Below are 25,487 nucleotides of genomic sequence, written 5' to 3'. Positions count from 1 at the left end.
TTCATTGTCGTATTCTCTCAGAATGTTGAGTCTCCGACAATCCCGGGGCGGTTCATGCTTCGTCTCCTGTATCTTTGTACTTAATATCTTTTACAGAAATAATGACGATATGTTTACCACAGACAATTAAGCAATCGCAAAGCTCTTTTCCTTTTTTTCCAATTGGATTTGGATGAGTCCAAAGATTGAGAAAAGCTCTCTCACATATAGAGTTCACAAATTTTTCTGATTCAGTCAATCCTTCAGACATATCATTCTCTCTGCTTGGTAACTAACGTTCATGTTTTCAGCTGTTTTGGAGCGAGTGGAACCGGTCCAACAATGACTGGGTCAAGTCTTCACCTAGCCAAATGTTCGTAATAATAACTGCTGCTGGATTTTCCTTAAAAAGGTATCTTTGAAAGCGTCAATGACGTTGATTTCTAGTCCTCACTAGGGTACTGAACCAGAGCAAACACCTAACTGGTTAGCTACGTTCAAACTCGTGATGTTTTAATAAATCAAATCCATATGGAGACTCATTCATTTTATAAAGTAAATAGGAATCTATTGTTCTTGAATAGTGTATTTCCAAGAATTGAGATATATCATCTGCTTCTAGCTTTTCTCCACTGAGTTTTATTCCATTAAAATGAAAATCCCATTCATGTAGTATGAGTCCAGAATCATAAAGTAAAGCTGTTTTATTTACATTATTAACAGCATATACCAAAATATACGCAACATTATCGGTGTAAACAACACCGTTGAATATATTAATTGTTTTCGAAACATTCATATATTTAAAAGCTAAGGTTTTATGTGGCTTTGCCTTACACTTTATAATTTTATCATCTGATTCAATATAAATTTCTGCACACTGAAGTTCAGGGTAATATCTATCTTCACCAACACTGAGGTAACTGTACTCTTCTGTTTCTATACTGATAGACTCATAAGGCTTTAGAATTAACGGAGGAGAACACCTATGTATTTCCAGACAATAGCTTTTATCAAAAACAGCAACTATTTTATAAATACTTAAAGGTTTATCTTTCTTGTTTTGAAAGACCATATTACTTATTCTTACTTCAGATGTACCAGAAAGTGTAATGTCATAAGTGACATTTACTTTATATCCTATTTTTCTCCAAGCGAAGAAAATAGCAAAAAAAGAAGCGAGTATGGCTGTAACAGGCCTAAACTGTTGATCAATCCACTCCCAAATTATTGATAAATATTCCAATGATGTCTACTCTTTTAAAAATAATCTATTATAAGTATTAATACTAATATAAACCATATCAGTATATCTGAGTCAAATTTACTCGGGACAACGATCAAGCCCGTTTACCAAATCATCCATCAAGTTCTTATCTCCCTGTCTGCTTAGAAAATCCAATAAATTATTAGCTATATATTCCTTTAAACCATCTACACATCCTGCTCTAAAGCATCTACAAGAAAACCACCCAGTAGTATTTCTTTAAATATATACGTGTTCAAAGCCTTTAGTAAAAATTATACTATGGAAAACGTAGTTATTTAGTGGCATCTTTATCACTGCATAGGTGACTTATAGATTATTGATATACACTAAATAATTTGTGATGTTTTACTTCAAAAAAAATTCTGACAGAGATTATTATGAAAATTAAACTATTAACTTCAATGTTTCTCGGTTTTTCTATGTTGGGTTGCTTCACTCCTACTAATGCATATTCTATAGATGAAATAGTTCCTCAAAATGATGAATATTCATATGATGCTAACATTGATGTTTGGGATGCCGATGTTCAGACTGATGATCTTGAAATGAAAATAGCTGTATCTAAAGCTTGGATATCATATGCTAAAGAAGTTGACGCGCTTTATGGTCATCATGTAGATTACTCCATTGATGAGGATGGAAACGTTTGGGAACAGCATGCAGACACTATGAGGCTTTCAGAAAGATAATGAAGCGCTTATGATCGTTGAAAAGCTTGTTTAATATTACTTCCTCACCGTATAGGTGGCTTAGAAAGCATGTTAAAGAGCTTAAAAAAGACAATAATACTTCATTTTCATTACCGCATAGGTGGCTTAGAAACAGCCCCGCATTTTTTTACGTGCACCGGCACACTTCATCACCGCATAGGTGACTTAGAAAACTAAAAATGAAATATTTTATCGACTATTAGACTCATTCATTGTACAAAAGTATGGCAAGTTAATGCGCTGACTTCTATAGTGAATAAGTCTTGGTATTGATAGTAGAGTTTAAGTTGTAGATTGCTAGCATAGGTAGGGCATAGGATATGTTCAGCCTATGCTAGAGGCAGTAAGCTAAAAGCCCCGCTTTATATAAAACGGGGCTTCTCTTGTACTCTCATATCATAATAATAGATTACTGATTATCTTCTGTATAGATACCTGCACTACAAATCGCACCACCAATCATGCGTTCACCATATAATATAGGCACCGGATTCCCTTGTGCCACTGTTGTCACCGCTCCACCAAAACCATGGTTTGCGCGGTTACCTTCTTCATCACGTTCACCGATACTAGGTGAAGGCATTAATAGAGACGCAGCCCCACCTAGCATCATACCTGCACCTGCTGCAATCATAGCAGGGTTACCACCTGAAAAACCAATCAAGACAGCACCCGCTATAACTTGTATCCATCCCATAGTGTCACCACCAGCCCCCATTATTTTGGGCACTATGTGTATAACACTTGCGCTAGTTGTATTATCTAACTCCTTTTCACCAATGTTGGCTTTTTCATTTACCTCATCTAAAAATATAGCAAAGCGCATCCCTTCTTGCTCAGCTCGTAGCATGAATATTTTAAATTCACGTATCTGACAAGCGATTGCATGTGCTGCCTCTCTAGGGCTTTCAACATCGAGAACAAATGACTTGCCAAACTTTTCGCCTAATACGCCATGTAATTCAATTTTACGTAACATAATATAATCCTTTTATTTTTCAGTGAATAATACTGGGTTGATTTCTATATGAGCCTTGCCATCTACTTTGATTTGGCGGGCGTGACTTTGATCAGTAAGTATCTTTAGCACTTTATCCAGTGACTTGGCTTTGCGTAGGTGTATGGGCGTTACACGCTGTAGAATGCTAGCGCGTGGTATCGTCTCAGTATCATGTTCACGACAATAAGCAAGTAGCCAGTTTTCAAGGCGGTCAGCTTCAATTATGGCTTGATCACGTTCTATAAAACCGCTGTACCGCTCCCATTCATCTAGTGAATATTGCACCAGTTTTATAGCGCTTCGCATAAGATTACCGTCCACTGCTTGCATGCCTTCAAAAAATGCCAAGATAGTAGAGACACGGGTAGCGTGTTCACATGCTCGTGAAGCAAAAGGCTTGAAATGCGCGTATCGTCCTGCCTTACCCATTTGACGCTCAGTGTCGTTGTTCAGCTCCATCAGCATAACTTCAGCTTCTTGGCTCATTGGCATTACTGGGCGTGTGATTCTGCCTTCCTGTGGGGGTATAAACGGTTTGTCTAACAAGTCGTTGCATCGTTCCCAATACTGTACTAAACGTTTATCGTTGAATGGTCGCATTTTGAATGACGCAAGGTCATTGTGTAGTCGTGTTCCTGCTAGGCTTGCAGGTGCTGCAAACAAGAAGCGAGGCAAAAAGCCTTGTTCACGTAGTATAGGGTCACTTAATACGCCTTCTAACACTGCCTTTTGTCCTAAGGTGTTGATGGTTAAGCGTACTTCGTAGGCTGTACCGCTTTCGTTAAGGTTTGATCGTGCGCGGGTACGTTCGGCTGTTCCTTTGTCCCATAAGCTGGTCAATGTACCTAGTGCAGCGTCACGGGTATCACCTTTGAGCGTATGACCTCCGAAAATCTGTCCTGCTTCATCGCTTACCCACGCCACGTTGTGAGCGTCACCGCGTATGAATGTGCTTATGATTGGCTCAAGTGTGGCATCTTTAAATAATGATTGTGGGTTGTGTGGCTCAGGATGGTTGTTTTCTAAGTCTGCCTTCTCTTTAGCGCTACGGCACTTGGCTATAGATAGGCTGTGATCCTTAATGTCCTCATGGTACTGGTTCATCATAGTTTGTTGGCGCTCATATATACGCTGATCAGCTAAACGCTGGCATGATGATTTACGTTCACCGCTACCACCTTCAGTTAGTATAAATAAGCTACACGGCTGCCCCTTATTGCTATAACGGTCATAGGCATTTACGTGGGGCTGGGCAAGGTATGATAAGGCACCCATGACGCATTGACCTGCCATAGCTATAGGTGCTTGTACATGATGGGCTATCGCTGTGACAGCATGTCGAGCTAATTCAGGAAGCGCATCAAGGGGATAAGGGTTTGGCGTTCCATTCTCGTCTATCAACCGTGAGAATGGCTCTTTTTCATTGATTATTTCCCAGCTTAGTGTTTGTTTTTGCTCATTGGTTAGTGGCTCGTGTCCATCTGAAGTACCAAGATTGTGAATAGTTGCGTTTGATAGCAAGCCTTGCACCTCATTGTCAGGTATGAGGAAGTCAATATCATAGTCAAGACTATGTACGGCTATAGCAGTACCTACTAGCATGGCTTGGTATTCTTCAAGCTCATGACAACCAATGGGTAAGCATAATCTGCCTTTGGCTTTAAACTGCCATTGCCCTGCCATATAAGCAATATTTGCTGAAGTGAAGCACACTAGGACATAGGCTTGCGGGTGTACTCTATGTAGATTGCATCCTGCTTCTATTGTTCTCACCAAAAACACGGTATTGCTATCGCTCAAGGTGCCAATGGCAAACGCTCCTTTGGGGTGGTTCAATGGCTCGAAAACAATTGATCCTTGCTGACCTTTGGCATTCGGTGGCGGTATCAGTGCCGTGTTTACTATCTTGCCGTTGGTGTCTACTAAGGGCAGTAATAGGTGATTGGGACAGCGGGCAGTATCGTACCCTGTGGAGGTGAAACCTGTTGCTGTATGACGAGGTTTTGCAGTATTGAATACTGATAAAGGTAGGCAAGCCAGTGCATCGTTATATAGCTTTATCTGTTCAGGACTTGGTATGTTTTTATCAAACATCTCTACTAATTGGCTAGCTTGTTTGGTGGTTGCTGGGTTACTCATGGCTACCCCCTTTTACTTCAAGCAGGGTAAGGGGCTTACGAGTTATTCCAAACGAGGTTACAGGACAACTTGTGCTATTGACGGCATAGTATTTGATGTAGTCACCGCTTAGCACACGCTGAAAAGGACTAATGTCTATTGGATGGCTCATTTGGCCACCTGCTTATCAGCTCTTAGCTGCTCCAATGCGTCGCTGGCGTCAGCATTAAAGTTCGTGACTAAGTGCTGGCTGATACTGATGAGGTCAGTGACCATGCCAAACGGATAGTTTTTAATACTGGATAGTTGACGTATTGCTTCATACAAACTGTTTAACCAATCGGTATGATGCATGTGTAAGCTAAGCGTGTCTTCGAGCTGCAATGCAAGGTTTTGGGCACTCATTGGAGCTACAGACTTAGCAGGGTTTGTGATGGTAACAGATGTTTTTTTATCGGTGTTTGGTGGGTTTACTACTTGCTTATCAGCCCTTAGTTGCTCCAATGCGTCGCTAGCGTCAGCGTTGAAGTTCATAACCAAGTGCTGGCTAATACTGATTAAGTCAGTAACCATGCCAAACGGATAGTTTTTAATACCAGACAGTTGGCGTATGGCTTCGTACAAGCTGTTTAACCAATCAGTATGATGCATGTGCAAGCTAAGCGTGTCTTCAAGCTGCAATGCAAGGTCTTGCGCGCTCAATGAATCCGTAGGCTGAGAAGCTTGTGTATTTTTGGCAGTCTTTTCATTTGGAAATGGTACTAGGTTCGAGTTGCCAACGGATGTGTGAATGTCACTGGCGAACTGATAGTTTGATTTAGCCATGATAGCTATCTCCTAACGTTTTTTGAGTTGATGCCACGCTATACGATGAAGGTATAGGGTGACGGGTCTTACTCTCGGTAACGTTAGTAACCGCCCTGCATATTCGCCTTTCGGCTATTATATTTTGCAGCGTCAACCCGTCATAGCTGGTTGGCAAATGGTTTGCCATAGATATGAGGGAGTGCTCCCTTGTTGCACTTATATGTGCTTCTGGAGCTGTGCCGGTATATTTTGATAGGGATTGAGAGTCCGTATCAATAACAGGCACAAAAAAAGCCAATAGGTTACGGCTGGCTTGTCCGCTAACGTTTTTTGAGAGATTTGTAGTATACGCTAGCCCATGACAAGATGACAAGCCCAACAATAAGATACCAATCATTAGCATAAGTACGAAAGGCAGTTTGGTATAACCTAATTGCTTCGTATCAAGGTTTTGCTGGCGCGTGTTATTGATTGTACTAGGCGGATTGATGAAGCGTGCAAGATGACCATAGGTAACTTGACCTTGTGGATCTAATAGCTCTTTAATGATTGCTAAATGTGGTGCGTTCTCTTTAGTACTGAGCATAATCCATAAAATTGGGTCAGGGCGTTTGCCCCACTCTTTGATATAAGACTCTATTAATCCAAGGCTGCTATAAGCGTTGCAAGCAAAAACATGATGTTGACGGCTTTGAGTAAATACCGTTACTAAGTGACTATGCCAACGTTGCTTACCATATTTTATATGAGCTTCAGTGCTGTCGGGGTCAAGAATAAGCTGATCTAACTCAGTAACTTGATTAAAATGAGTTTGTGAAGTTGAGTAGATAGGCCATCGTTTTGCATGATCAGGCGCATAGAATCTTTTGGGGTCGTTAGCTGGCTGGTATTTGAAGCTCGCACTATGGTGCAAAGTGTTATTGAATATTTCGTTTGATGCGACCGTATTAGCAACCAATAAGGTAGCTTCCAATGTGTCGTTTGACTGTCCAAGATAATCATTGACTGGATCGATATAGTGATCTGTTAATACTTTATACCAATAGTGACGGTTGCTCATGACGGACTTAGATGGTGTATAGCCTATGTTGACGTATTTACCTGCTAAGCTTCTACCTAGGACTATATATTCATGATTATGGGCGTCGTCAGGTTTAGTGATAATACTGGTGTTATGAGTCATCTTAAGCTACCCCGCCATTGTTATGATCGTCATTTGAGGCGGGCATGTTGATAGGCGTGTATTGGTCTTTAAACCATTGATGCACGTCTTGATTGCGCCATGCAGTAACAGTGCTTGAGAGTTTGACAGGGGCAGGGAAGCTACCATTTTTTGCCCACTTCCATAGCGTCGATAAACCAATAGGTAAAAAAGGCATGAGTTGGCTGGCACGGCTATAGCCGTCTAACGGTAGACTGATTGGATTAGTTGATAGGGTAGTAGTGATTGGCTGCAATGCGGGTGCTGGTATGATGACAGCAGGCGGTAGTGTATTGGTAGTTGATTGCTGTTGTGTGTTCATAGTCATTACCTATAATAATTGATTGATTATTACGCTGTGCAATCTACTGATATGGTCGTAGACTGCTATGCGTTAAGGTAATGATGAATGAATATGAGCTGGTAAAAAATTAGCAAAACGATGATGAATTAGGCAGAACGGTATATTAAATATGCAAAACGGTATAAAACTATCGTTTTGCGTATTTAGCGATAATGGAATTCTTATGTCTTTTTTTATACGATTCATTTTGAATGCTGTCTGCTCCCTTTTTCATAGCATACTCAGGAGCACAGCCTTTAAGATAATCTCTGATGCTTCTATCTAGAGGTAGGTTGAATTCTGGAAGTAGCTTTTTAATGATGTACACCATGTCACCTGTTCTTATTATCTTTTCAGGGTCGTCATGATCCCATATCTTTTGGGCTAGCTCTCTAACTTGCTGGCGTTTGTCGTCTACTGCCCTGTTGTGCCCTACATCAGTTGTGATGAGTTTGTCATTTTTGATAGGTGTGTGAGTCTTGATGGATTTGTCAGTCGTAGTTTTCTTTGCCAATAGTTGAATAGCTAGCGGAGCGAAGTCTGTGCTGGCTAAATGATAGAAGCGGCTGTCTAGCTCGCTTATCTCAACTGATTTTGGTTTATATCCATTAGCCTGATTGCTAAGCGTGTAATACTTTTTACTTACTTGGTAGATGATTTGATAGTCAGGGTGTAACTGCTCAATTTGACGTAACGGTATATGCCAGTCATAGAGACCGATATCTAAATGGGCAGGTTTGGCTTGGATTGGGTGTATTTGATTTTGGTTAGATGGGTATGTTGGTACTGGGAAGCACGCCTCAGAGCTATGCTGAATACTACCATTGTAAATATGAGTCGCTTCTATAATAGCTTTAGGTGATATCTTTATACTAGGATTGCTACGGTACTCGTTAAAATTAACAAGATATCCAAGGTCTAAACCTAAGAAAGCACGAAAATCTACGCCATACCACCCATCTATATCACATATTACTTGTGGGGAGCGCATCCATATTTTGAAGTATTGATGATACTTATCATCAGGTATATAGCCATTATAGTGATCTAGCATATCGGTAGTAGCTAGGGCTTGAGGATTAAATATGGTTGCCTTACCCGTATAGTGAAAAATTGGGGTTATTGAATTACCAGCAGTAGCTAATCGTTGGATATCGGACAAGGTAAATTCACGATTATGATAGTTACTAAGTTCATCCATTGCCGTATCAATTGGAATTAGGTCGCTGTGGTTTAGCAAGCGCATAAAATCTGGCAAGGATTGCCTTTGTCTTTTGTTGTTATTCACAATTTGCACCCATGCACCCAGTCAAGATAAATAAGGACTAAGACGTATCACAGCTTTAGGTGCGTGTGCCGTGATTTTCGGTAGCTACTCCTAGTCTTAGCAAGTTGTAAAAGCTGATTTTGTCCACTTTTTAATCAATTATCGCCAGTTTTCTATCAAAATTAGATGATAGTTAGCAAAGTTAGCATGACTTAGCAAAGGGGTGCGAAGCTTGAAACCCTTTACTTGTATGAGATTGATAAAATAATTAGCAAATTAGCGTGTTCTGCCAATGCGCGGGCAGGGGTAGCGCTTGTATATGCCAATATAAATAGGGTTTTATCACCCATGTTTTACAGATAATGGCTTGAAGTTGGCATGTATCACGTTATCCAATTTGCCAGCATAAGCGTCATCAATGAAATTTGCCCACTGGTGCATCATGTCAGTACGATAGGGTAAATGTTGAGCACCGTTATAGGCTTTGCTTATCTTATTTTCTTTTTCATGTGCAAGCTGTAGCTCTATAGCTTCATGCATAAAGCCTTGTTCATGTAGTGTTGTACTGGCAAGCCCTCGGAAGCCATGACCTGTCATGCGTCCTTTATACCCTAAGCGCCATAGGGCCGTAATAAAAGCATTGGTACTATAAGGCTTACGGGTAGTAGGATTAAAGAATACATATTGATCAGAAAAGCCTAAGTCTTTAATAGTTTGAAGTAGTGCTATGGCTTGTGGTGCCAGTGGCACTAGGTGCGGTCTGTCCATTTTCATTTTGTCGGCTGGTATACGCCATACATTGGCTTGATAATCTATCTCTGACCATTCCATAAACCTAAGCTCTTGAGTACGTACAAACGTGTAGCACATAAACCATAAGCCTATCTTTACCAATATATCTCCATCATAAGCATCTATATCTTTCAGCAGTTTAGGCAGTTGTTGGCTAGATATACGACTATGATGCTTCACCTTATGAGGTTTCAAAGCTTCAGTTAGATCATTGGCTGGATTGTGAGTTACTAATCCTTCACGTATGGCTTGCTTGAATATCTGTCCTGTTTGACGTATTGCTCGTCTTGCCATATCAGTAGCGCCTCGTGCTTCGATAGCTCTACCAATAGCCAAAATATCAGGCGCAGTTATATCGTCCATATTCATTTGTCCAATAACAGGCTTAATATCCCGCTGGTATTGTGAATAGTCACGACTATGAGTAGTGGCTGCAATATGAGCTTTGCGCTCATCGTGCCAACGTTGAGCAATAACATCGAATGCCTTTGAGCCGTCACGTTCGGCTTTCTGTTGCTTTTTGGCTTGTTTGGGGTCGATGCCTTGTTCAAGAAGAGCCTTTAGTTCACTGTGCCGTTGGCGAGCGTCGGCAAGGCTCATTGCTGGGTATTTACCAATAGTAAGACTTTGAGGTTTATTATTATATTTATAATCACTTACCCATACCTTATTACCTGTATGGCGTACCCATAAACGTAGGTTATGAGCGTCACTATATTTGTCAGGTCGTGATGGAGTACATTTAGCTGTAGGCTTAAGACGTCTGATCTGAGTATCGGTAAGAGCCATAACGGTATATTCTCATAACGGTATAATTTATACCGTTAATAGTACCGGACTTATTGATAGATTGCCATAGATGCTACTAGATTACCAAACACAGCAGAAAGCCTCTGAGCGCCCAAAATAAAAGGCGAGCATCGATTAGATGCCCGCCTTATATGTTCTTAATTTTAATGTTTGGTCGGAACGGCAGGATTTGAACCTGCGACCACTACACCCCCAGTGTAGTGCGCTACCAGACTGCGCTACGCCCCGAATGACTGACTATTTTACGCAAAATTATGCATATTGCAAGAGCTATTTATTTTAGCCAAAATCTATAACCCCAATTTACGTATCATAGTCAGTATAACCAATCAGCAATTACCCTTAACCTAGTAGCTCTTTTAGGATTTGGTTGACTTGCTGCGGGTTAGCACTACCACGACTGGCTTTCATGACTTGCCCGACTAGACCGTTAAAGGCTTTTTCTTTACCGCCGCGATACTCATCTACCATCGCTTGGTTTTTCGCAATGACGTCTTCAACGATGGCTTTGATAGCGCCTGTATCGGTTTCTTGCTTAAGACCTTTTTCTTCAATGATTTTGTCAGCGGCATCATCAGCATCGCCGCCTTCACGCTCATAGAGCGCGCTAAAGACTTTCTTAGCCAGTTTGCCAGATAGCGTATCGTCTTTAATACGTGCTAGCATGCCAGCCAACTGCTTGGCGCTGATAGGGGAGTCGATGATGTCTTTGTCGTCTTTGTTCAGTGCGCCGAGTAAGTCGCCCATGACCCAGTTGCCAGCCATTTTGGCATCTTGCTGACCAATTTCTGCAACGACATCTTCGAAATAATCGGCAATTTGACGACTACCCGTTAGGATGCGAGCATCGTACTCTGATAGACCAAGGGCTTCTTCAAAACGGGTGCGACGAGCAACCGGTAGCTCGGGCATAGCCGCACGAATGCTATCAACGGTATGCTGCTCGATACGCACTGGTAGCAAGTCAGGATCAGGGAAGTAGCGATAGTCGTTGGCGTCTTCTTTGGTACGCATGGTACGAGTTTCGTCGCGCTCTGGGTCATACAGCATCGTGGCTTGGACAACTTGTCCGCCGTCCTCTAAAATATCGATTTGACGCTCAATTTCGCGATTGATAGCACGTTCGATAAAGCGGAACGAGTTTAAGTTTTTTAGCTCAGTACGCGTACCAAGTTCAGTACCAGGCTTACGTATAGAAACGTTACAGTCACAGCGGAATGAGCCTTCAGCCATCACAGCGTCTGAGATACCTAGCCAAGTGACCAGCTGATGAATGGCTTTGATATAGGCAAGCGCTTCATGAGCTGAGCGCATATCAGGCTCAGAGACGATTTCGATGAGTGGCGTACCAGCACGGTTCAAATCGACACCAGTCATACCATCGACGGCATCATGTACGGATTTACCCGCATCTTCTTCTAAATGCGCGCGGGTGATACCCATACGTTTTGGATATTCGTTCTTTTCACCTTCATTGACCACGACATCGATATAGCCTTCACCAACGATAGGATTGGCCATTTGGGTGATTTGATAGCCTTTAGGCAAGTCAGGATAGAAATAGTTTTTACGATCAAACGTATTAAACAGACCCAGCTCAGCATTGACACCGATGCCGAATTTTAGGGCACGATCGACCACGCCAGCATTCAGAACTGGCAAAACACCGGGCAAACCCAAATCGACGATACTGGCTTGGCTGTTTGGCTCATGACCAAAATCAGTCGGTGCACTGGAGAAAATCTTACTTTCAGTGTTCAATTGGCAGTGAATTTCGATGCCAATGACCACTTCATAACCATCAACGAAAAGCTCTTTACGCACGGCGTGTTCACGGGTGGCATTGTTATCAGTAGTAGCTGTACTCATTATACCGTCTCCTTCGCGATGGTAGAGTGTTGTAGATGATGGTCGGTGTGCTGCTGGAATAAATGCGCAGTTGTGAGCAGTTGACTCTCTTGCCAGTGCTTACCGATTAATTGCAAGCCAATAGGCAAACCTTCTGAGGTCAAGCCAACTGGCTGACTGAGCGCAGGTAGACCCGCTAAGTTGACAGCGATGGTATAAACGTCACCCAAGTACATCGTCGCAGGATCAAGATTGTCAGTAAGCTTATAGGCAGCGGTCGGTGCAGTTGGACTAGCAATCACATCACAGCTAGTAAAGGCTTCATCAAAGTCTTTGACGATTAAGCGGCGTATTTTTTGTGCTTTCGTATAATAAGCATCGAAGTAGCCAGCCGAGAGCGCATAAGTTCCGGTTAAGATACGGCGCTGTACTTCAGGGCCAAAGCCTTCAGAACGTGAGCGCGTATATAGATCAATAAGGTCGGTTGGGTTTTCACAACGATAGCCAAAACGTACGCCATCGAAGCGTGATAGGTTAGATGATGCTTCGGCAGGTGCTAGCATATAGTAAGTGGCAAGCGTGATTTCAGGATCAGTGATGTTCACTTCTACAATCGTTGCGCCAAGCTCTTCGTATTTCTTTAACGCGGCGCGTGCTGCTTGCTCGACTTCGCTATCAAGCCCTGTACCGAAGTATTCTTTAGCCACACCAATTCGCAAACCGTCAAATGGCTTATCACCAGCCGCGGCCTCTGCATCATTGATGTCTTGTACGTAGTTAGGCATATCGTATTTGATAGAAGTCGCATCGCGTGGATCGTGACCAATCATTGGCTGGAGCAGATAGGCACAATCTTTAGCGCTGCGTCCCATGCTACCCGCTTGGTCTAGACTTGAGGCATAGGCAATCATACCAAAACGTGACACGCGGCCATAAGTAGGCTTGATACCGGTCAGGCCACAAAATGAAGCAGGCTGACGAATAGAGCCGCCAGTGTCACTACCTGTAGCGACTGGGACAAAACCAGCGGCAACCGCGGCAGCACTACCACCTGATGAGCCACCAGGAACGCGCTCTAGATTCCAAGGATTCTGTACCGTGCCGTAGTAAGAGCTGCTGTTGTCTGAGCCCATCGCAAACTCATCCATGTTGAGCTTCCCCAAGCTAATCATGCCCGCTTTATCGATGTTAGAGACGATGGTCGCGTCATAAGGTGAGACAAAGTTATGCAGCATCTTAGAGCCGCAAGTGGTTAGTACGCCTTGGGTACAAAAGATATCTTTGTGCGCCATCGGTACGCCAAGTAGTGGACGCTGATCGCCTTGTGCCCGCATTTCGTCTGCTGCTTTTGCTTGTGCACGTGCTGTCTCGGAGGTATGCGTGATAAAGCTGTTAATCTTACCGTCTAGCGCGTCTATACGCTTGATGTAGTGTTCTGTTAATTCCGCGCTGCTAAATTGTTTGTCTTGCAAGCCAGTAATCAGCTGCTGAGTACTTAATAGATGAAGTTCAGACATAAGGTGTCGTCCGTCAAAGTGTTAATAACATAAAATAAATTAAATTGAGATAAAGGTAACAATAGCATCAACAGGCTATTCAATTACTTGCGGCACCAGATATAAGCCATCTTCAACAGCTGGGGCGACTGATTGATTACGTTCACGATTGATATCGTGTTTGGCCACGTCAGCCCGCAATTCTTGGCAAGCTTCATGAATATTTGCTAGTGGTTTGATGTCTGTTGTATCAACGTTGGATAGCGTATTCATAAGTTTTAACACTTTACTGATATCGTCAGCATAGCTATCGGCTGTGCTTTCATCGACACCCAAACGTGCAAGGTTGGCAACTTCTAGAATTTCTTCACGGCTGACGTTGCTGTCAGACGTTGCTGGTTGCTGTGACATAGTTTCTCCAGTAAAGGACAGTTTTTGTTAGAGTAGAATGCGGCTAAAATAGGCAAGCATTAGAATAGATAATTATTAGCACAAACTAAAATAAGGGGTTTATCTTAAGATATATACAGTGTCTTTATTATAAAGCATCTGGCTTAAGTTTACAGAGCATGACGCTTGATTGATGCACAATATCAACCAAGATGGCGCGATTTGCAAAATTGACCGTATAATTCACGATTGATTCTCAATTGCTTACCCATTACGTTCTGAAATACGTTACAGTATGCACCTGTGCTGCTAAGCAAAATTATCATCTGCCTGTAGTCCCTTGTTAGTTATTGAATTAAATGATGTTTCATTAAGTCGAATGGTGTTCACTGCTATTTTAAACTTTGTAACAACTTTTAGCGTTTAAGACCAAAATCCTAACTTACTGATGCAAATATCTGTGTTTTTTTTGAGCCAAATCGGTATAATTTAGCTCAGCTTTTTCATTTCATCATTATTGCTTAGGTTTGACTTGTTGCGAGGTTCAAATTTCGCCATAAGTAATGTCTAACGACGACCTGCTCAACGCTGACGAGTAACGCCTCAGTCAATCTCATTCGCCTCATTCGTAAGACGCTGGATATATTAGTCATGAACCTGTTTGGATTTTTATCAAATAATATCGCTATCGACCTCGGTACTGCGAACACCCTCATTTTTATTCCTAATAAAGGCGTCGTACTTGACGAGCCTACGGTGGTTGCGTTACGAAGTAATCGTACACAAAACCCTACCGTTGCGGCTGTTGGTATTGATGCCAAGCAGATGCTTGGTCGTACACCTGCCAACATTACGGCGATTCGGCCATTAAAAGACGGCGTGATTGCTGACTTTGAGGTGACGCAAAAAATGCTCAAGCATTTTATCATGAAGGTGAAAGCCAAGCGTTTTATGGCGCAGCCTAACGTGGTGGTTTGTGTGCCTTGTAAGTCTACTCTGGTTGAGCGTAAAGCAATTCGTGAAGCGGTATCGTCTGCAGGTGCGAGTAAAGTACTATTGCTAGAAGAGCCAATGGCTGCTGCAATTGGTGCAGGCTTGCCGGTTCATGAAGCCAGTGGTTCTATGGTGGTTGATATTGGTGGTGGTACGACAGAGATTGCGGTTATTGCCTTATCTGGTTGCGTTTATGCTGAGTCAATTCGTATCGGTGGCGATATGTTTGATGAAGCGATTATTACTCATGTACGCCGTACCCATGGCTGCGTGATTGGTGAGACGACGGCTGAGCGTATCAAGCAAGAAGTTGGCTCGGCACTCAATGAAGACAGTCAGCTAGAAGTCGAAGTTCGTGGTCGTAGCATGGCAGAAGGCGTGCCAAAAACCTTCACTGTCAACTCAGAAGAAGTACAAAAAGCCCTGAGTGACCCATTAAGCGGTATCGTGAGCGCGGTAAAAGCGGCACTTGAACAGACGCCACCTGAACTGTCATCAGACATCGCAGAGCGTGGTATTGTCTTGACGGGTGGCGGTGCGCTATTACGTGATTTGGATAAGTTGATTTCAAGAGAGACAGGTCTGCCTGTGACCGTTGCCGAGGATCCACTGACTTGTGTCAGCCGTGGTGGTGGTATTGCGCTTGATTTTATCAATAACAAAAGTTTGAATATGATTTTTGTTTAGATTGCTTGAGTTGAACACTGCGGTATTGTGATGACCACATTGGTAGTGCTTGATGATAGTGAGCGCAAAAATAGTGGGCTAAAACAGTATAAAATTAAAGGTAGCCAGTTGTGCTGCCTTTAATTGCATTAATCAACTAGAACCCAGTACTGGCTACTGCTTATTTTTATAACTCCTGAGTTAGACGACTTATGACCCCAAGTATTTTTGTGCGCCAGCCGTTATCACTTCGTAAGACTGCCATTGTATTAATAGCAGCCTTAATACTGATGTGGTTCGATAGCAAAAATTCAGAATGGTTTAATCCCGTACGTAGTAACAGTCATGCCGCTATGCAGCCTATTTATGAGCTGTCACTGTTACCGAGTTATGCCAAGCATTGGGCAAGCGGCAGTTTACAGTCTAAAGAAGCACTGCGCCGCGAAAATATACAGTTGAAGTCGCAGCTTATCCACGCGCAAGCCAAATTGCAGCAGCAAGATTATATTTTGGCACAAAATGCGCGCCTGCAAGGTATTTTATCAACGACCAAGCCTGAGCAATTTGATCTTAATTTGGCACAGGTAATCGGTACAGACACCAACTTACTCAGACAAATCGTGGTACTCAATAAGGGCGTGCAAGATGGCGTGCAAGTTGGACAAACAGTGATTGATGAAGACGGTGTTTTAGGGCAAGTTATTAATGTCTATCCTAACACCAGTCGCCTGCTATTGATTACCGATGAGCAGCAATCGGTTGCGGTTACGGTTAAGCGCACAGGTCAACGTGCTATCGTGACAGGGCAGGGCATACCAACCTCATTAAGCCTTGATTATGTATTTAAAACCTCAGACGTGCGTGTGGGTGATGAGCTAGTGTCATCAGGATTAGGTGGACGTATTCCAGCAGGGTATCGTGTTGGGCGTATTGCTCATATTGAAGACGTTCAATCTGATAATTTCAGAAGCATAGAGGTGACACCAGCGGCAAACTTTATCGATAATGCGTATGTATTAGTCTTGCAAGATAAGTTGGTGAATAAAAATAATGTTGTTCTCAGTGAGCGCTAAGACGTTAGGTGCGAAACATGTAAGCCCCAATCAGATAATGGCTGGCACCTATTTATTAACTGGTCTGTTTGTCGATACATTTTTAGCCATCGCTTTTATCCTATCAATGCTCACTCATGCTTTAACAGCTGCCGCCAATACATTCGTTAAGGTAAGTACCCATGCCGTATCCTGATTCTGAGAATGCAACGGTACTAGTGATTGCTACCATCATTCTAAGTTTTGTCATTGCATCATCGCTTAATGTCTATCCGTTAAGTCCTAGTATGGCCGCATTGCGCCCTATGGTCATGATCATGGTGCTGATTTTTTGGTTGTTATTTAAACCACGCTATGTTGGTATTTTTACGGCATTTACCATCGGTCTCATTGCTGACTTACTCATGGATACCCATTTGGGGCAGCAAGCTTTTGCCGCGGTGACCGTCGCCCTTGTCATCAAAATAACCAGTATCTATATTAGGCAACTAAATACCATCAGTGCATGGTTGTTAGCAAGCTTAGGATTGGTTGTCTTTCAATTGAGTTTATGGATATTGCAGATGTTTATCCAAAATGTCTTTGTCACCCAATCTGCCTTGTCACTGTTGATGAGCATCATCAGCTGGCCATTGGTGCTACTGGCTTTGCGTAAATTTGTGTAATAATAATTTCCGCTGACAACTAATAATATTGTAGCGCTAGCGGTTATTAATCATCATGAACTAATGCTAATGCACTAACATAACAGACAACCATTTTGGGTAGTAGGTATATAGATAAATTCGTATATAAAGAGAATAGCGATGGATATTATTTTAGCCTCTGGTTCGCCGCGCCGTCGTGAGCTATTAGAAAGAGCACAACTAGCATTTAGCACATTGAGTGTGGATATCGATGAAAAAAAGCATGAAGATGAGTCGCCCACAGACTATATCGAGCGCATGGTTGCCACTAAAGCTGAGGCTGCAATACAACAACTAGCATCACGCTTGCAAACCGATAAAGGCTGTTTTTCTGAATCACTTATTATTCTAACTTCTGATACCATCGGTGTGCTGGCAGATGGCCAAACAGTGCTAGTCAAGCCAGTCGATCGTGAGCACGCGTATAGCATGTGGCAACAGATGTCTGATAATGTCCATGAAGTATGGACAGCGGTTCAAGTAACCAAAGTATCATTGTCATCAGAGTTGTCTGAGACATCGAGTCATGAGCCAGTATTTCAAATCATTAATCAGCAACAAATCACTGAGCGTACCGAAGTGACCTTTATAGCGCTCACTGCAGATATGATGAGTCATTACTGGGACAGTGGTGAACCTGCTGATAAAGCGGGTGGTTATGGTATTCAAGGCTTGGGTGCGACTTGGGTCAGCCGTATCAATGGTAGCTATACCAATGTCGTGGGTTTGCCACTGCCACAAACGCTGGCGTTAATTAAAGACATGACAGAAGGCAGTGTGGACATTGTGAACCCATCATAATTGTATATGCACATAATGACACGGTAGGGTAATGGGCAAGAGCAAGTTACATTTGTTACACTGTCACTCTAATAGACGATGACCGTCTGATAAGAAAGCTGAGAGATAAGAGAAAAAACTATGTCCGAAGAGCTGCTGATTAATATTAGTCCAATGGAATCCCGTGTTGCGGTTTTAGACAATGGCATCTTGGGTGAGATTTATATTGAGCGACATCACAAATTGGGTTTGGTCGGCAATATCTATCTGGGTACGGTCGTACGTGTCCTTCCGGGTATGCAGGCAGCCTTCGTCGATATCGGTCAATCGCGGACAGCATTTTTACATGTCAATGATATGCAGCGTGAGCCGCGTTCAGTCGCAGAAAATAAAAACAAAGCGGCTGACGATAGTAATAAAATGGATACCAATATAGACAATACTGTAGTAGAAAACAGTACTGCTAAATTGGCTGTCACGCCACCAGTGATTAGTACACAAAGTACTGAAGTCATGCCGGTCTCTAAAACGTTGATTCAACATCGTTTGCACGAAAGCCAACGTATTTTAGTGCAAGTGACCAAAGATCAGCTAGGCAGTAAAGGCGCTCGCTTGACCACCAATATTTCGTTACCGTCTCGCTATTTGGTGTATCTGCCCTCAAGCGAACACATTGGTATATCGCAGCGCATTGATGGCGAAGAAGAGCGCACAAGATTAAAGACTGAGCTATCTAGCTTGATGCAAACGGTCAATCTTAAAGGTGGTCTTATTGCTCGTACCGCTGCTGAGCGCGTCCCTGTCGCTAAGCTTGAAGAAGACATTTATTACCTATTGCAGCTTTGGCGTACCATTTGTGCGCGTCGCCAAGAAATAAATCATCACCAAAGCTCAGAGTTGATTTATCAAGAGTTATCACTGCCACTTCGCTCTATCCGTGATTTGGTACACGCTGACACCGAAAAAGTCATTATTGACAATACACAGGTTTATGAGCAAGTCAGATCCTTTGCCAAAGAATTTGTGCCTTTCGTCTATGATCGCATTGTGCATTATACCGCTGAGCAATCATTATTTGATGTACACCGTGTCGAAGATGACTTGCGTGATGCCTTAAAACGTCGTGTTGACTTAAAGTCTGGCGGCTATCTTATTATTGACCAAACAGAAGCGATGACCACAATTGATGTCAATACAGGATCATTTGTAGGCGGGCGTTCGTTAGAAGACACGGTTTATAAGACCAATCTTGAGGCCACCCATGCCATTGCACGTCAGCTACGTCTGCGTAATTTGGGCGGCATTATCATCTTAGACTTTATTGATATGCTGGAACAGCAACATAAAGATGATGTGTTAGATAGCCTACAGTCGCAACTGACCCAAGACTATGCAAAAACCAAAATTACTCAGGTCAGTGAGCTTGGGTTAGTAGAGATGACACGTAAGCGTACTCGTGAATCATTGGGGCAGCAGCTCTGTGAGCCTTGCTCAACCTGTCAGGGGCGTGGTTTTGTTAAAACAGCAGAAACCGTTTGTTTTGAAATATTCCGTGAAATTATGCGCTGTGCTCGTACTTATAATTCTCCCAAAAAGTTTACTGTTGTGGCTCATGCTGCAGTCATCGATTTGTTGCTAACATCAGAATCAGACACAGTAGCAGACCTAGAATACCTATTAGGTAGAGTGATCACTTTTGATGTCGAAAATCTCTACACCCAAGAGCAATATGATATTGTTTTGGACTGATGTTTTTACTATCATTGATGTATACAAGTGTGATTGTTACCAGCAGATATTATTGTTTATAAAGGGTAAAATCTAGGATGGCGTAGATATTACCCTTGCAATGAATGAAATTCTATGTATAATATACACCACTGAATTATATATGCGCAGCCAATTAAACAGCTGGCGCTATGACAGCTAGAGCATCGTTTCTAGCACTATTTCATTATGCCTTTGCTGACATCCTATAATGGAAGGGTCGGCGGGGCTTTAAACTATTTTGCTTTTGGCACGCTATAAGTTCCGAAAAAGAACTCATTCTGGTTAAGAACAGAAGGCCGCTTTAAGTGAATATTTAACCAAACGTCTTTTGCTCATATCCTTGCAAAGCAAGAATGACAAAAGCACATATTAGGAGCTTGCTGGCATGGCTAACCAGAGAATCCGTATCCGTCTTAAGTCTTTTGATCATCGTCTGATTGATCAATCTGCACAAGAGATTGTTGATACTGCAAAGCGCACCGGTGCGCAAGTTTGTGGTCCTGTACCGTTGCCGACTCGCATTGAGCGCTTCAACGTTCTAACTTCACCACACGTAAACAAAGACGCTCGTGATCAGTACGAAATCCGTACTCATAAGCGTATGGTTGACATCGTTCAACCTACCGACAAAACTGTGGATGCGCTAATGAAGCTTGACTTGGCGGCGGGTGTTGACGTTCAAATTGCTTTGGGTTAATGCACATTACACACCCAACCCATTAATATAAGATATAAAGAGGTCTAAAATGGCGATCGGTTTAGTCGGTAAAAAATGCGGCATGACCCGTGTCTTCACTGAAGCAGGCGCATCTATCCCTGTAACAGTGGTTGAGATCAGTGCTAACCGCATTACTCAAGTAAAAAATACTGATGTAGATGGCTATCAAGCCATCCAAGTTACCACAGGTACCCGTCGTGACAGCCGCGTAACAGCAGCTCAAAAAGGTCACTTCGCTAAAGCTGGCGTTGCCGCTGGTCGTGGTGTTTGGGAATTTCGTGCCAATGACAGCGATCTTGAAGGTCGTGAGATTGGTGGTGAGATCCTAGCTGACTTGTTCGAACAAGGTCAGATGGTTGATGTCACAGGAAACAGTAAAGGTAAAGGCTTTCAAGGCGGCGTGAAGCGTCACAACTTCAGCATGCAAGATGCCACTCATGGTAACTCAGTATCTCACCGTGCCATTGGTTCAACTGGTCAAAACCAGTCACCAGGTAAAGTCTTCAAAGGCAAAAAAATGCCAGGTCAGATGGGTAACAAACGCGTTACCGTTCAGGGCCTAGAAGTGATATCGGTTGATGTTGAAAAAGGGTTACTTGTCATCAAGGGTGCTATCCCAGGTGCCACCGGTGGCGATGTCATCGTACGTCCGTCAGTCAAAGCCTAAGCAAGGGGATTAACGTGGATTTAAAAACAGTTACAGGGGCGGCAGTTGAGCTTTCTGATACGGCTTTCGGTCGTGAATTCAACGAAGCACTAGTGCATCAAGTCGTCACCGCATATCTTGCTGGTGCTCGCCAAGGTACACGCGCTCAGAAAACCCGTGCCGAAGTTTCTGGTGGTGGCATTAAGCCATGGCGCCAAAAAGGTACTGGTCGCGCTCGTGCAGGTTCTATTCGTAGCCCAATCTGGCGTGGGGGCGGTCGTGCATTTGCGGCTAAGCCACAAGATTGGTCACAGAAAGTAAACCGTAAGATGTATCGCGGTGCGATGCAGTGCATCCTAGCCGAATTGATTCGCCAAGAGCGTTTGATTTTGGTTGAAGAGATAAGCGTTTCTGGTCCTAAGACCAAAGAGCTGATCGCAAAGTTAAGTGAGCTTAACGCACCTCGTGCACTAATCGTCACTAAAGATGTTGACGAAAACTTATACTTAGCCGCTCGCAACATTCCACATGTCAATGTACTTGGTACAAATGAAGTGGATCCAGTGAGTTTGATCGCATTTGATAAAGTGATCATGTCAGTTGAAGCTGCGAAACAATTTGAGGAAGCACTAGCATGAATAACGCAAGACTTTATCAGGTCTTAAGAGGGCCTGTATTCTCAGAAAAATCTCAAATGCTTGGCGACTCACTTGGTGTGCAGGTATTTAAAATTGACTCTAACGCTACTAAGCTTGAAGTCAAAAAAGCGGTTGAGATGATGTTTGAAGGTGTTGAAGTTTTAAAAGTAAACACTTTGAATGTTAAAGGTAAGACAAAGCGTTTTGGTAAAAGTATCGGCCGTCGTAATGACTACAAAAAAGCCTACGTTACCTTAAAAGCTGGTCAAGATGTACAAATGGCTGATGCTGGTGAAGAGGTCGCGAATACGACTGCTTCTACTAGTGAAACAGCGAACAACGAATAAGGATTACACTCATGCCTATCGTAAAAGCAAAGCCAACATCACCAGGCCGTCGTTTTGTTGAAAAAGTGGTGCATCCACACCTTTATAAAGGTCGTCCGTTTGCAGCGCTTCTCGAATCAAAAAGTAAAACTGGTGGTCGTAACAATAATGGTCGCATAACGACTCGTCACATTGGCGGTGGTCATAAGCAGCATTATCGTATTATCGATTTCAAACGTACTAAAGACAATATCCCAGCAACGGTAGAGCGTATTGAATACGATCCTAACCGTACTGCGCACATTGCTTTACTTAAGTACGCTGATGGCGAACGTCGCTATATCATTGCTGCTAAAAAACAAGCAGTTGGCGATACAGTAATGTCAGGTGAGCTATCACCAATTCGTCCAGGTAACTGTTTACCGCTGAAAAACATCCCATTGGGTACTGTGATTCATAATATCGAACTTAAAATCGGTAAAGGCGCACAGATGGCTCGTTCTGCGGGTGCTAGCGTTCAGTTGTTAGGTCGTGAAGGTATTTATGCTATTCTACGTATGCGCTCTGGCGAAACACGCCGTGTACACGTGAACTGCCGTGCCGTTATTGGTGAAGTTTCTAACACTGAAAACAACTTGAAATCACTTGGTAAAGCGGGTGCTTCACGTTGGCGTGGTGTTCGTCCTTCTGTTCGTGGTGTTGCTATGAACCCGGTTGATCACCCACATGGTGGTGGTGAAGGTCGTAATAAAGGTCGCCATCCAACCAGCCCTTGGGGTCAGAAGTCTAAAGGACTTAAAACGCGTAGTAATAAGCGTACTGACAATATGATCATCCGCCGTCGCGCCAAGAAGAAATAAAGGAAGAATTTCATGCCTCGTTCATTGAAAAAAGGTCCATTCATAGACGCGCATTTGTTTGCCAAAGTTGAGAATGCATTAGACACCAACTCACGCAAGCCAATTAAGACTTGGTCGCGCCGCTCGATGATCCTACCACAAATGGTTGGCTTAACTTTGTCTGTTCACAATGGCCGTACTCATGTACCGGTTATCGTGAGTGAGCAGATGGTTGGTCATAAACTAGGTGAATTTGCCCCGACTCGTACGTATCGTGGTCATGGCATTGACAAAAAAGCTAAGAGATAAGGTGCTTACCATGGAAGTAACTGCAAAATTACGCGGTGCCGCCATATCGGCACAAAAAGTTAGACTCGTTGCTGATGAAGTTCGTGGCAAATCTATCGAGCGTGCTTTGGATATCCTAACGTATAGTAATAAAAAAGGCGCTGTGTTTGTTAAGAAATGTCTTAACTCAGCCATCGCCAATGCCGAACACAACAACGGTTTAGATATTGATACGCTTAAAGTATCAACTATTTACGTTGATGAAGGCATTACGCTAAAACGTATCCTACCACGTGCCAAAGGTCGCGCTGATCGTATCAGTAAGCGTACCTGTCACATCACTATAAAGGTAGGAGAATAAGTTATGGGTCAAAAAGTACATCCAATCGGAATTCGTCTTGGTGTTGTAAAAAAGCATAATGCAAATTGGTATGCTAACCCTAAACAATACTCAGAATACCTCATCAACGACATTCAAGTTCGTGAGTATCTACGCAAAAAGCTAGATAACGCTATGATCAGTAACATTATGATCGAGCGTCCTACTGGCGCTGCTAAGATTACCATCGCCACTGCGCGTCCTGGTATTGTTATCGGTAAGAAAGGCGAAGATATTGAAAGACTTCAGAAAGAATTGACCAAAATTATGGGCGTACCTGCTCAGGTCAATATTGAAGAAATCACGTCACCTGATCTTGATGCACGTTTGGTCGCTGATGGTATCAGCAGCCAGCTTGAGCGTCGTGTTATGTTCCGTCGTGCGATGAAGCGCGCGGTACAAAACAGCATGCGCTCTGGTGCTAAAGGTATTAAAGTTGAGTTGTCTGGCCGTCTTGGCGGTGCTGAGATTGCTCGTACTGAATGGTATCGTGAAGGTCGTGTGCCATTGCATACACTCCGCGCTGATATTGACTATGCGTCAGTACGTGCAGAAACCACTTACGGCACTATCGGTGTAAAAGTTTGGATTTTCCGTGGCGAAATCCTTGACGGTATGAACAGTGTATATAATCCCGTCAAAGAAGAGCAGACTCGTGCGCCAAAACGCCGTGGTCGTGGAAACGGAAACCGTCGAAACACAGACAGAGGTTAAACTATGTTACAGCCAAAACGTACCAAGTTTCGTAAAATGCACAAAGGTCGTAACACTGGGCTAGCTCATCGTGGAAGCACCGTTGCATTCGGACAAATTGGTCTAAAATCGTTGACTCGTGGTCGTATGACTGCCCGTCAAATTGAAGCAGCACGTCGTACCATCACTCGTAAAATTAAGCGTGGCGGTAAGATTTGGATTCGTGTATTCCCAGACAAACCAATTACCAATAAACCACTAGAAGTACGTATGGGTAAAGGTAAAGGTCCTGTAGAATATTGGGTATGCGAAATCAAACCTGGTAAAGTGCTATATGAACTCGAAGGGGTTTCAGAAGAACTTGCTCGCGAAGCGTTAACGCTTGCTGCAGCAAAACTGCCCTTTAAAACTACCATTGTTAAGCGGACGATAATGTAATGAAGATCAGTGAATTACGTGATAAATCATTAGAAGAACTGACTCAGTTACTTGATGAAAAGCAACTTGATGCTTTCCGTATTCGTATGGCTAAAGCAACCGGTCAGTTGGGGAATACCCATGAAGTACGTGTCAATCGTCGTGCGATTGCTCAGCTTCAGACTTTGATTAACGAGAAACAACGAGGCGACTCATGAGCGATAACAATCAAACAGCTAATGCTAGCGTACTGACAGGACGAGTTGTCAGCGACAAGATGGACAAGTCCATCACAGTTTTGATTGAGCGTCTGGTTCGTCATCCTTTGTATGGCAAACAGCTTCGTCGTTCTACAAAAATCAAAGCCCATGATGAGAATAATGTTTGCCAACAAGGCGACCTTGTCCGCATCAAAGAAACGCGTCCAATCTCAAAAACCAAGTCTTGGACTTTGGTTGAAGTGGTTGAAAAAGTAGAAAAAATCTAAGTAAATTGCATTAAAAGCCAGAAGCTGTTAAAATAGCCGCCTTTTTAAGGATGCTGATTGCGCCGAGCGTATATCACT

Annotated in this window: 29 protein-coding genes, 1 tRNA gene and 1 pseudogene; 17 read left to right on the top strand and 14 right to left on the bottom strand. The window is 43.0% G+C overall.

Going from position 1 to position 25,487, the window contains the following annotated elements:
* Window positions 1–52: 52 nt before the first annotated feature.
* Window positions 53–250 (bottom strand): hypothetical protein, encoded by a 198-nt coding sequence (locus JFC10_RS13685; RefSeq protein ID WP_198333353.1) that lies wholly within the window; start codon window positions 248–250, stop codon window positions 53–55.
* Between the two features lie 216 nt (window positions 251–466).
* The gene (locus JFC10_RS13680; protein ID WP_198333352.1) at window positions 467–1,225 is read right to left on the bottom strand and encodes a hypothetical protein; all 759 of its coding nucleotides are present in this window, start codon (window positions 1,223–1,225) and stop codon (window positions 467–469) included.
* A gap of 401 nt (window positions 1,226–1,626) precedes the next feature.
* Between JFC10_RS13680 and JFC10_RS13675 the strand changes: the two genes are divergently transcribed.
* Window positions 1,627–1,938, top strand: coding sequence for a hypothetical protein (locus tag JFC10_RS13675; RefSeq protein WP_198333351.1), 312 nt, complete (start codon window positions 1,627–1,629; stop codon window positions 1,936–1,938).
* A 430-nt stretch (window positions 1,939–2,368) separates the two neighbouring features.
* Here the strand turns inward: JFC10_RS13675 and JFC10_RS13670 are convergent, their stop codons facing one another.
* The 12 genes from JFC10_RS13670 to gatC all read right to left on the bottom strand — a co-directional run bounded on the left by JFC10_RS13670 (window position 2,369) and on the right by gatC (window position 14,052).
* Window positions 2,369–2,938, bottom strand: coding sequence for a tail assembly protein (locus JFC10_RS13670; protein ID WP_198333350.1), 570 nt, complete (start codon window positions 2,936–2,938; stop codon window positions 2,369–2,371).
* A gap of 12 nt (window positions 2,939–2,950) precedes the next feature.
* Window positions 2,951–5,098: a DUF3987 domain-containing protein gene (locus tag JFC10_RS13665; RefSeq protein ID WP_198333349.1), complete on the bottom strand. Its 2,148-nt coding sequence runs from the start codon at window positions 5,096–5,098 to the stop codon at window positions 2,951–2,953.
* On the bottom strand, window positions 5,091–5,249 hold the full coding sequence (locus tag JFC10_RS13660) for a hypothetical protein (protein WP_198333348.1): 159 nt from the start codon (window positions 5,247–5,249) through the stop codon (window positions 5,091–5,093). Before JFC10_RS13660 ends, JFC10_RS13665 begins: the two co-directional genes overlap by 8 nt.
* Window positions 5,246–5,902, bottom strand: coding sequence for a hypothetical protein (locus JFC10_RS13655; protein ID WP_198333347.1), 657 nt, complete (start codon window positions 5,900–5,902; stop codon window positions 5,246–5,248). The genes JFC10_RS13660 and JFC10_RS13655 overlap by 4 nt, the downstream gene beginning before the upstream one ends.
* On the bottom strand, window positions 5,895–7,067 hold the full coding sequence (locus JFC10_RS13650) for a hypothetical protein (RefSeq protein ID WP_198333346.1): 1,173 nt from the start codon (window positions 7,065–7,067) through the stop codon (window positions 5,895–5,897). The genes JFC10_RS13655 and JFC10_RS13650 overlap by 8 nt, the downstream gene beginning before the upstream one ends.
* 1 nt (window position 7,068) lies before the next feature.
* Entirely contained in the window at window positions 7,069–7,407 is a 339-nt protein-coding gene (locus tag JFC10_RS13645) for a helix-turn-helix transcriptional regulator (RefSeq protein ID WP_198333345.1), read from the bottom strand.
* A 169-nt stretch (window positions 7,408–7,576) separates the two neighbouring features.
* The gene (locus tag JFC10_RS13640; RefSeq protein ID WP_198333344.1) at window positions 7,577–8,716 is read right to left on the bottom strand and encodes a hypothetical protein; all 1,140 of its coding nucleotides are present in this window, start codon (window positions 8,714–8,716) and stop codon (window positions 7,577–7,579) included.
* Window positions 8,717–9,037: 321 nt separating this feature from the next.
* Entirely contained in the window at window positions 9,038–10,276 is a 1,239-nt protein-coding gene (locus JFC10_RS13635; protein ID WP_198333343.1) for a tyrosine-type recombinase/integrase, read from the bottom strand.
* A 172-nt stretch (window positions 10,277–10,448) separates the two neighbouring features.
* A tRNA-Pro gene (locus tag JFC10_RS13630) sits at window positions 10,449–10,525 on the bottom strand.
* A gap of 114 nt (window positions 10,526–10,639) precedes the next feature.
* The gene (gatB, locus tag JFC10_RS13625) at window positions 10,640–12,166 is read right to left on the bottom strand and encodes an Asp-tRNA(Asn)/Glu-tRNA(Gln) amidotransferase subunit GatB (protein WP_198333342.1); all 1,527 of its coding nucleotides are present in this window, start codon (window positions 12,164–12,166) and stop codon (window positions 10,640–10,642) included.
* Window positions 12,166–13,662: an Asp-tRNA(Asn)/Glu-tRNA(Gln) amidotransferase subunit GatA gene (gene gatA / locus JFC10_RS13620; protein WP_198333341.1), complete on the bottom strand. Its 1,497-nt coding sequence runs from the start codon at window positions 13,660–13,662 to the stop codon at window positions 12,166–12,168. Before gatA ends, gatB begins: the two co-directional genes overlap by 1 nt.
* Window positions 13,663–13,737: 75 nt before the next feature.
* Window positions 13,738–14,052 (bottom strand): Asp-tRNA(Asn)/Glu-tRNA(Gln) amidotransferase subunit GatC, encoded by a 315-nt coding sequence (gatC, locus tag JFC10_RS13615; RefSeq protein WP_193216859.1) that lies wholly within the window; start codon window positions 14,050–14,052, stop codon window positions 13,738–13,740.
* Window positions 14,053–14,673: 621 nt separating this feature from the next.
* Between gatC and JFC10_RS13610 the strand changes: the two genes are divergently transcribed.
* From JFC10_RS13610 to rpsQ, 16 genes and pseudogenes are all read left to right on the top strand, one after another.
* The gene (locus JFC10_RS13610; RefSeq protein WP_198333360.1) at window positions 14,674–15,711 is read left to right on the top strand and encodes a rod shape-determining protein; all 1,038 of its coding nucleotides are present in this window, start codon (window positions 14,674–14,676) and stop codon (window positions 15,709–15,711) included.
* A gap of 191 nt (window positions 15,712–15,902) precedes the next feature.
* Window positions 15,903–16,763 carry a rod shape-determining protein MreC gene (gene mreC, locus JFC10_RS13605; protein WP_198333340.1) on the top strand — a complete coding sequence of 287 codons (861 nt, stop codon included), beginning with the start codon at window positions 15,903–15,905 and terminating at the stop codon, window positions 16,761–16,763.
* 161 nt (window positions 16,764–16,924) lie between these two features.
* The gene (mreD, locus tag JFC10_RS13600) at window positions 16,925–17,407 is read left to right on the top strand and encodes a rod shape-determining protein MreD (RefSeq protein WP_198333339.1); all 483 of its coding nucleotides are present in this window, start codon (window positions 16,925–16,927) and stop codon (window positions 17,405–17,407) included.
* 141 nt (window positions 17,408–17,548) lie between these two features.
* A complete protein-coding gene (locus JFC10_RS13595; RefSeq protein ID WP_198333338.1) occupies window positions 17,549–18,229 on the top strand; it encodes a Maf family protein in 681 nt (226 codons plus the stop codon).
* Window positions 18,230–18,349: 120 nt separating this feature from the next.
* The gene (locus JFC10_RS13590; RefSeq protein WP_198333337.1) at window positions 18,350–19,957 is read left to right on the top strand and encodes an Rne/Rng family ribonuclease; all 1,608 of its coding nucleotides are present in this window, start codon (window positions 18,350–18,352) and stop codon (window positions 19,955–19,957) included.
* 406 nt (window positions 19,958–20,363) lie between these two features.
* Window positions 20,364–20,675 carry a 30S ribosomal protein S10 gene (gene rpsJ / locus JFC10_RS13585; RefSeq protein WP_010196670.1) on the top strand — a complete coding sequence of 104 codons (312 nt, stop codon included), beginning with the start codon at window positions 20,364–20,366 and terminating at the stop codon, window positions 20,673–20,675.
* Between the two features lie 49 nt (window positions 20,676–20,724).
* Window positions 20,725–21,363 carry a 50S ribosomal protein L3 gene (gene rplC, locus JFC10_RS13580; protein WP_062533677.1) on the top strand — a complete coding sequence of 213 codons (639 nt, stop codon included), beginning with the start codon at window positions 20,725–20,727 and terminating at the stop codon, window positions 21,361–21,363.
* Window positions 21,364–21,377: 14 nt separating this feature from the next.
* Window positions 21,378–21,980, top strand: coding sequence for a 50S ribosomal protein L4 (gene rplD, locus JFC10_RS13575; RefSeq protein ID WP_193011066.1), 603 nt, complete (start codon window positions 21,378–21,380; stop codon window positions 21,978–21,980).
* Entirely contained in the window at window positions 21,977–22,327 is a 351-nt protein-coding gene (rplW, locus tag JFC10_RS13570) for a 50S ribosomal protein L23 (protein ID WP_193011067.1), read from the top strand. Before rplD ends, rplW begins: the two co-directional genes overlap by 4 nt.
* A gap of 11 nt (window positions 22,328–22,338) precedes the next feature.
* Complete coding sequence (rplB, locus tag JFC10_RS13565) at window positions 22,339–23,166, top strand: 50S ribosomal protein L2 (RefSeq protein WP_055125272.1); 828 nt, start codon at window positions 22,339–22,341, stop codon at window positions 23,164–23,166.
* 12 nt (window positions 23,167–23,178) lie between these two features.
* The gene (gene rpsS / locus JFC10_RS13560) at window positions 23,179–23,454 is read left to right on the top strand and encodes a 30S ribosomal protein S19 (RefSeq protein WP_010196682.1); all 276 of its coding nucleotides are present in this window, start codon (window positions 23,179–23,181) and stop codon (window positions 23,452–23,454) included.
* 10 nt (window positions 23,455–23,464) lie between these two features.
* Entirely contained in the window at window positions 23,465–23,794 is a 330-nt protein-coding gene (gene rplV, locus JFC10_RS13555; protein WP_045446615.1) for a 50S ribosomal protein L22, read from the top strand.
* A gap of 3 nt (window positions 23,795–23,797) precedes the next feature.
* Window positions 23,798–24,590, top strand: a pseudogene (gene rpsC, locus JFC10_RS13550) (30S ribosomal protein S3).
* Window positions 24,530–24,943, top strand: a complete 414-nt coding sequence (gene rplP, locus JFC10_RS13545; protein WP_068034608.1) for a 50S ribosomal protein L16 — start codon at window positions 24,530–24,532, stop codon at window positions 24,941–24,943. Before rpsC ends, rplP begins: the two are co-directional and overlap by 61 nt.
* Window positions 24,943–25,140, top strand: a complete 198-nt coding sequence (gene rpmC / locus JFC10_RS13540) for a 50S ribosomal protein L29 (protein WP_011279794.1) — start codon at window positions 24,943–24,945, stop codon at window positions 25,138–25,140. Before rplP ends, rpmC begins: the two co-directional genes overlap by 1 nt.
* Window positions 25,137–25,409, top strand: a complete 273-nt coding sequence (gene rpsQ, locus JFC10_RS13535) for a 30S ribosomal protein S17 (RefSeq protein WP_045446623.1) — start codon at window positions 25,137–25,139, stop codon at window positions 25,407–25,409. The genes rpmC and rpsQ overlap by 4 nt, the downstream gene beginning before the upstream one ends.
* Window positions 25,410–25,487 lie beyond the last annotated feature (78 nt).

The sequence above is a fragment of the Psychrobacter aquimaris genome, from assembly GCF_016107525.1.
Taxonomy (GTDB): domain Bacteria; phylum Pseudomonadota; class Gammaproteobacteria; order Pseudomonadales; family Moraxellaceae; genus Psychrobacter; species Psychrobacter aquimaris.
Note: the sequence above shows the minus strand (reverse complement) of the source record. Positions and strands in the feature narration are given on the sequence as shown.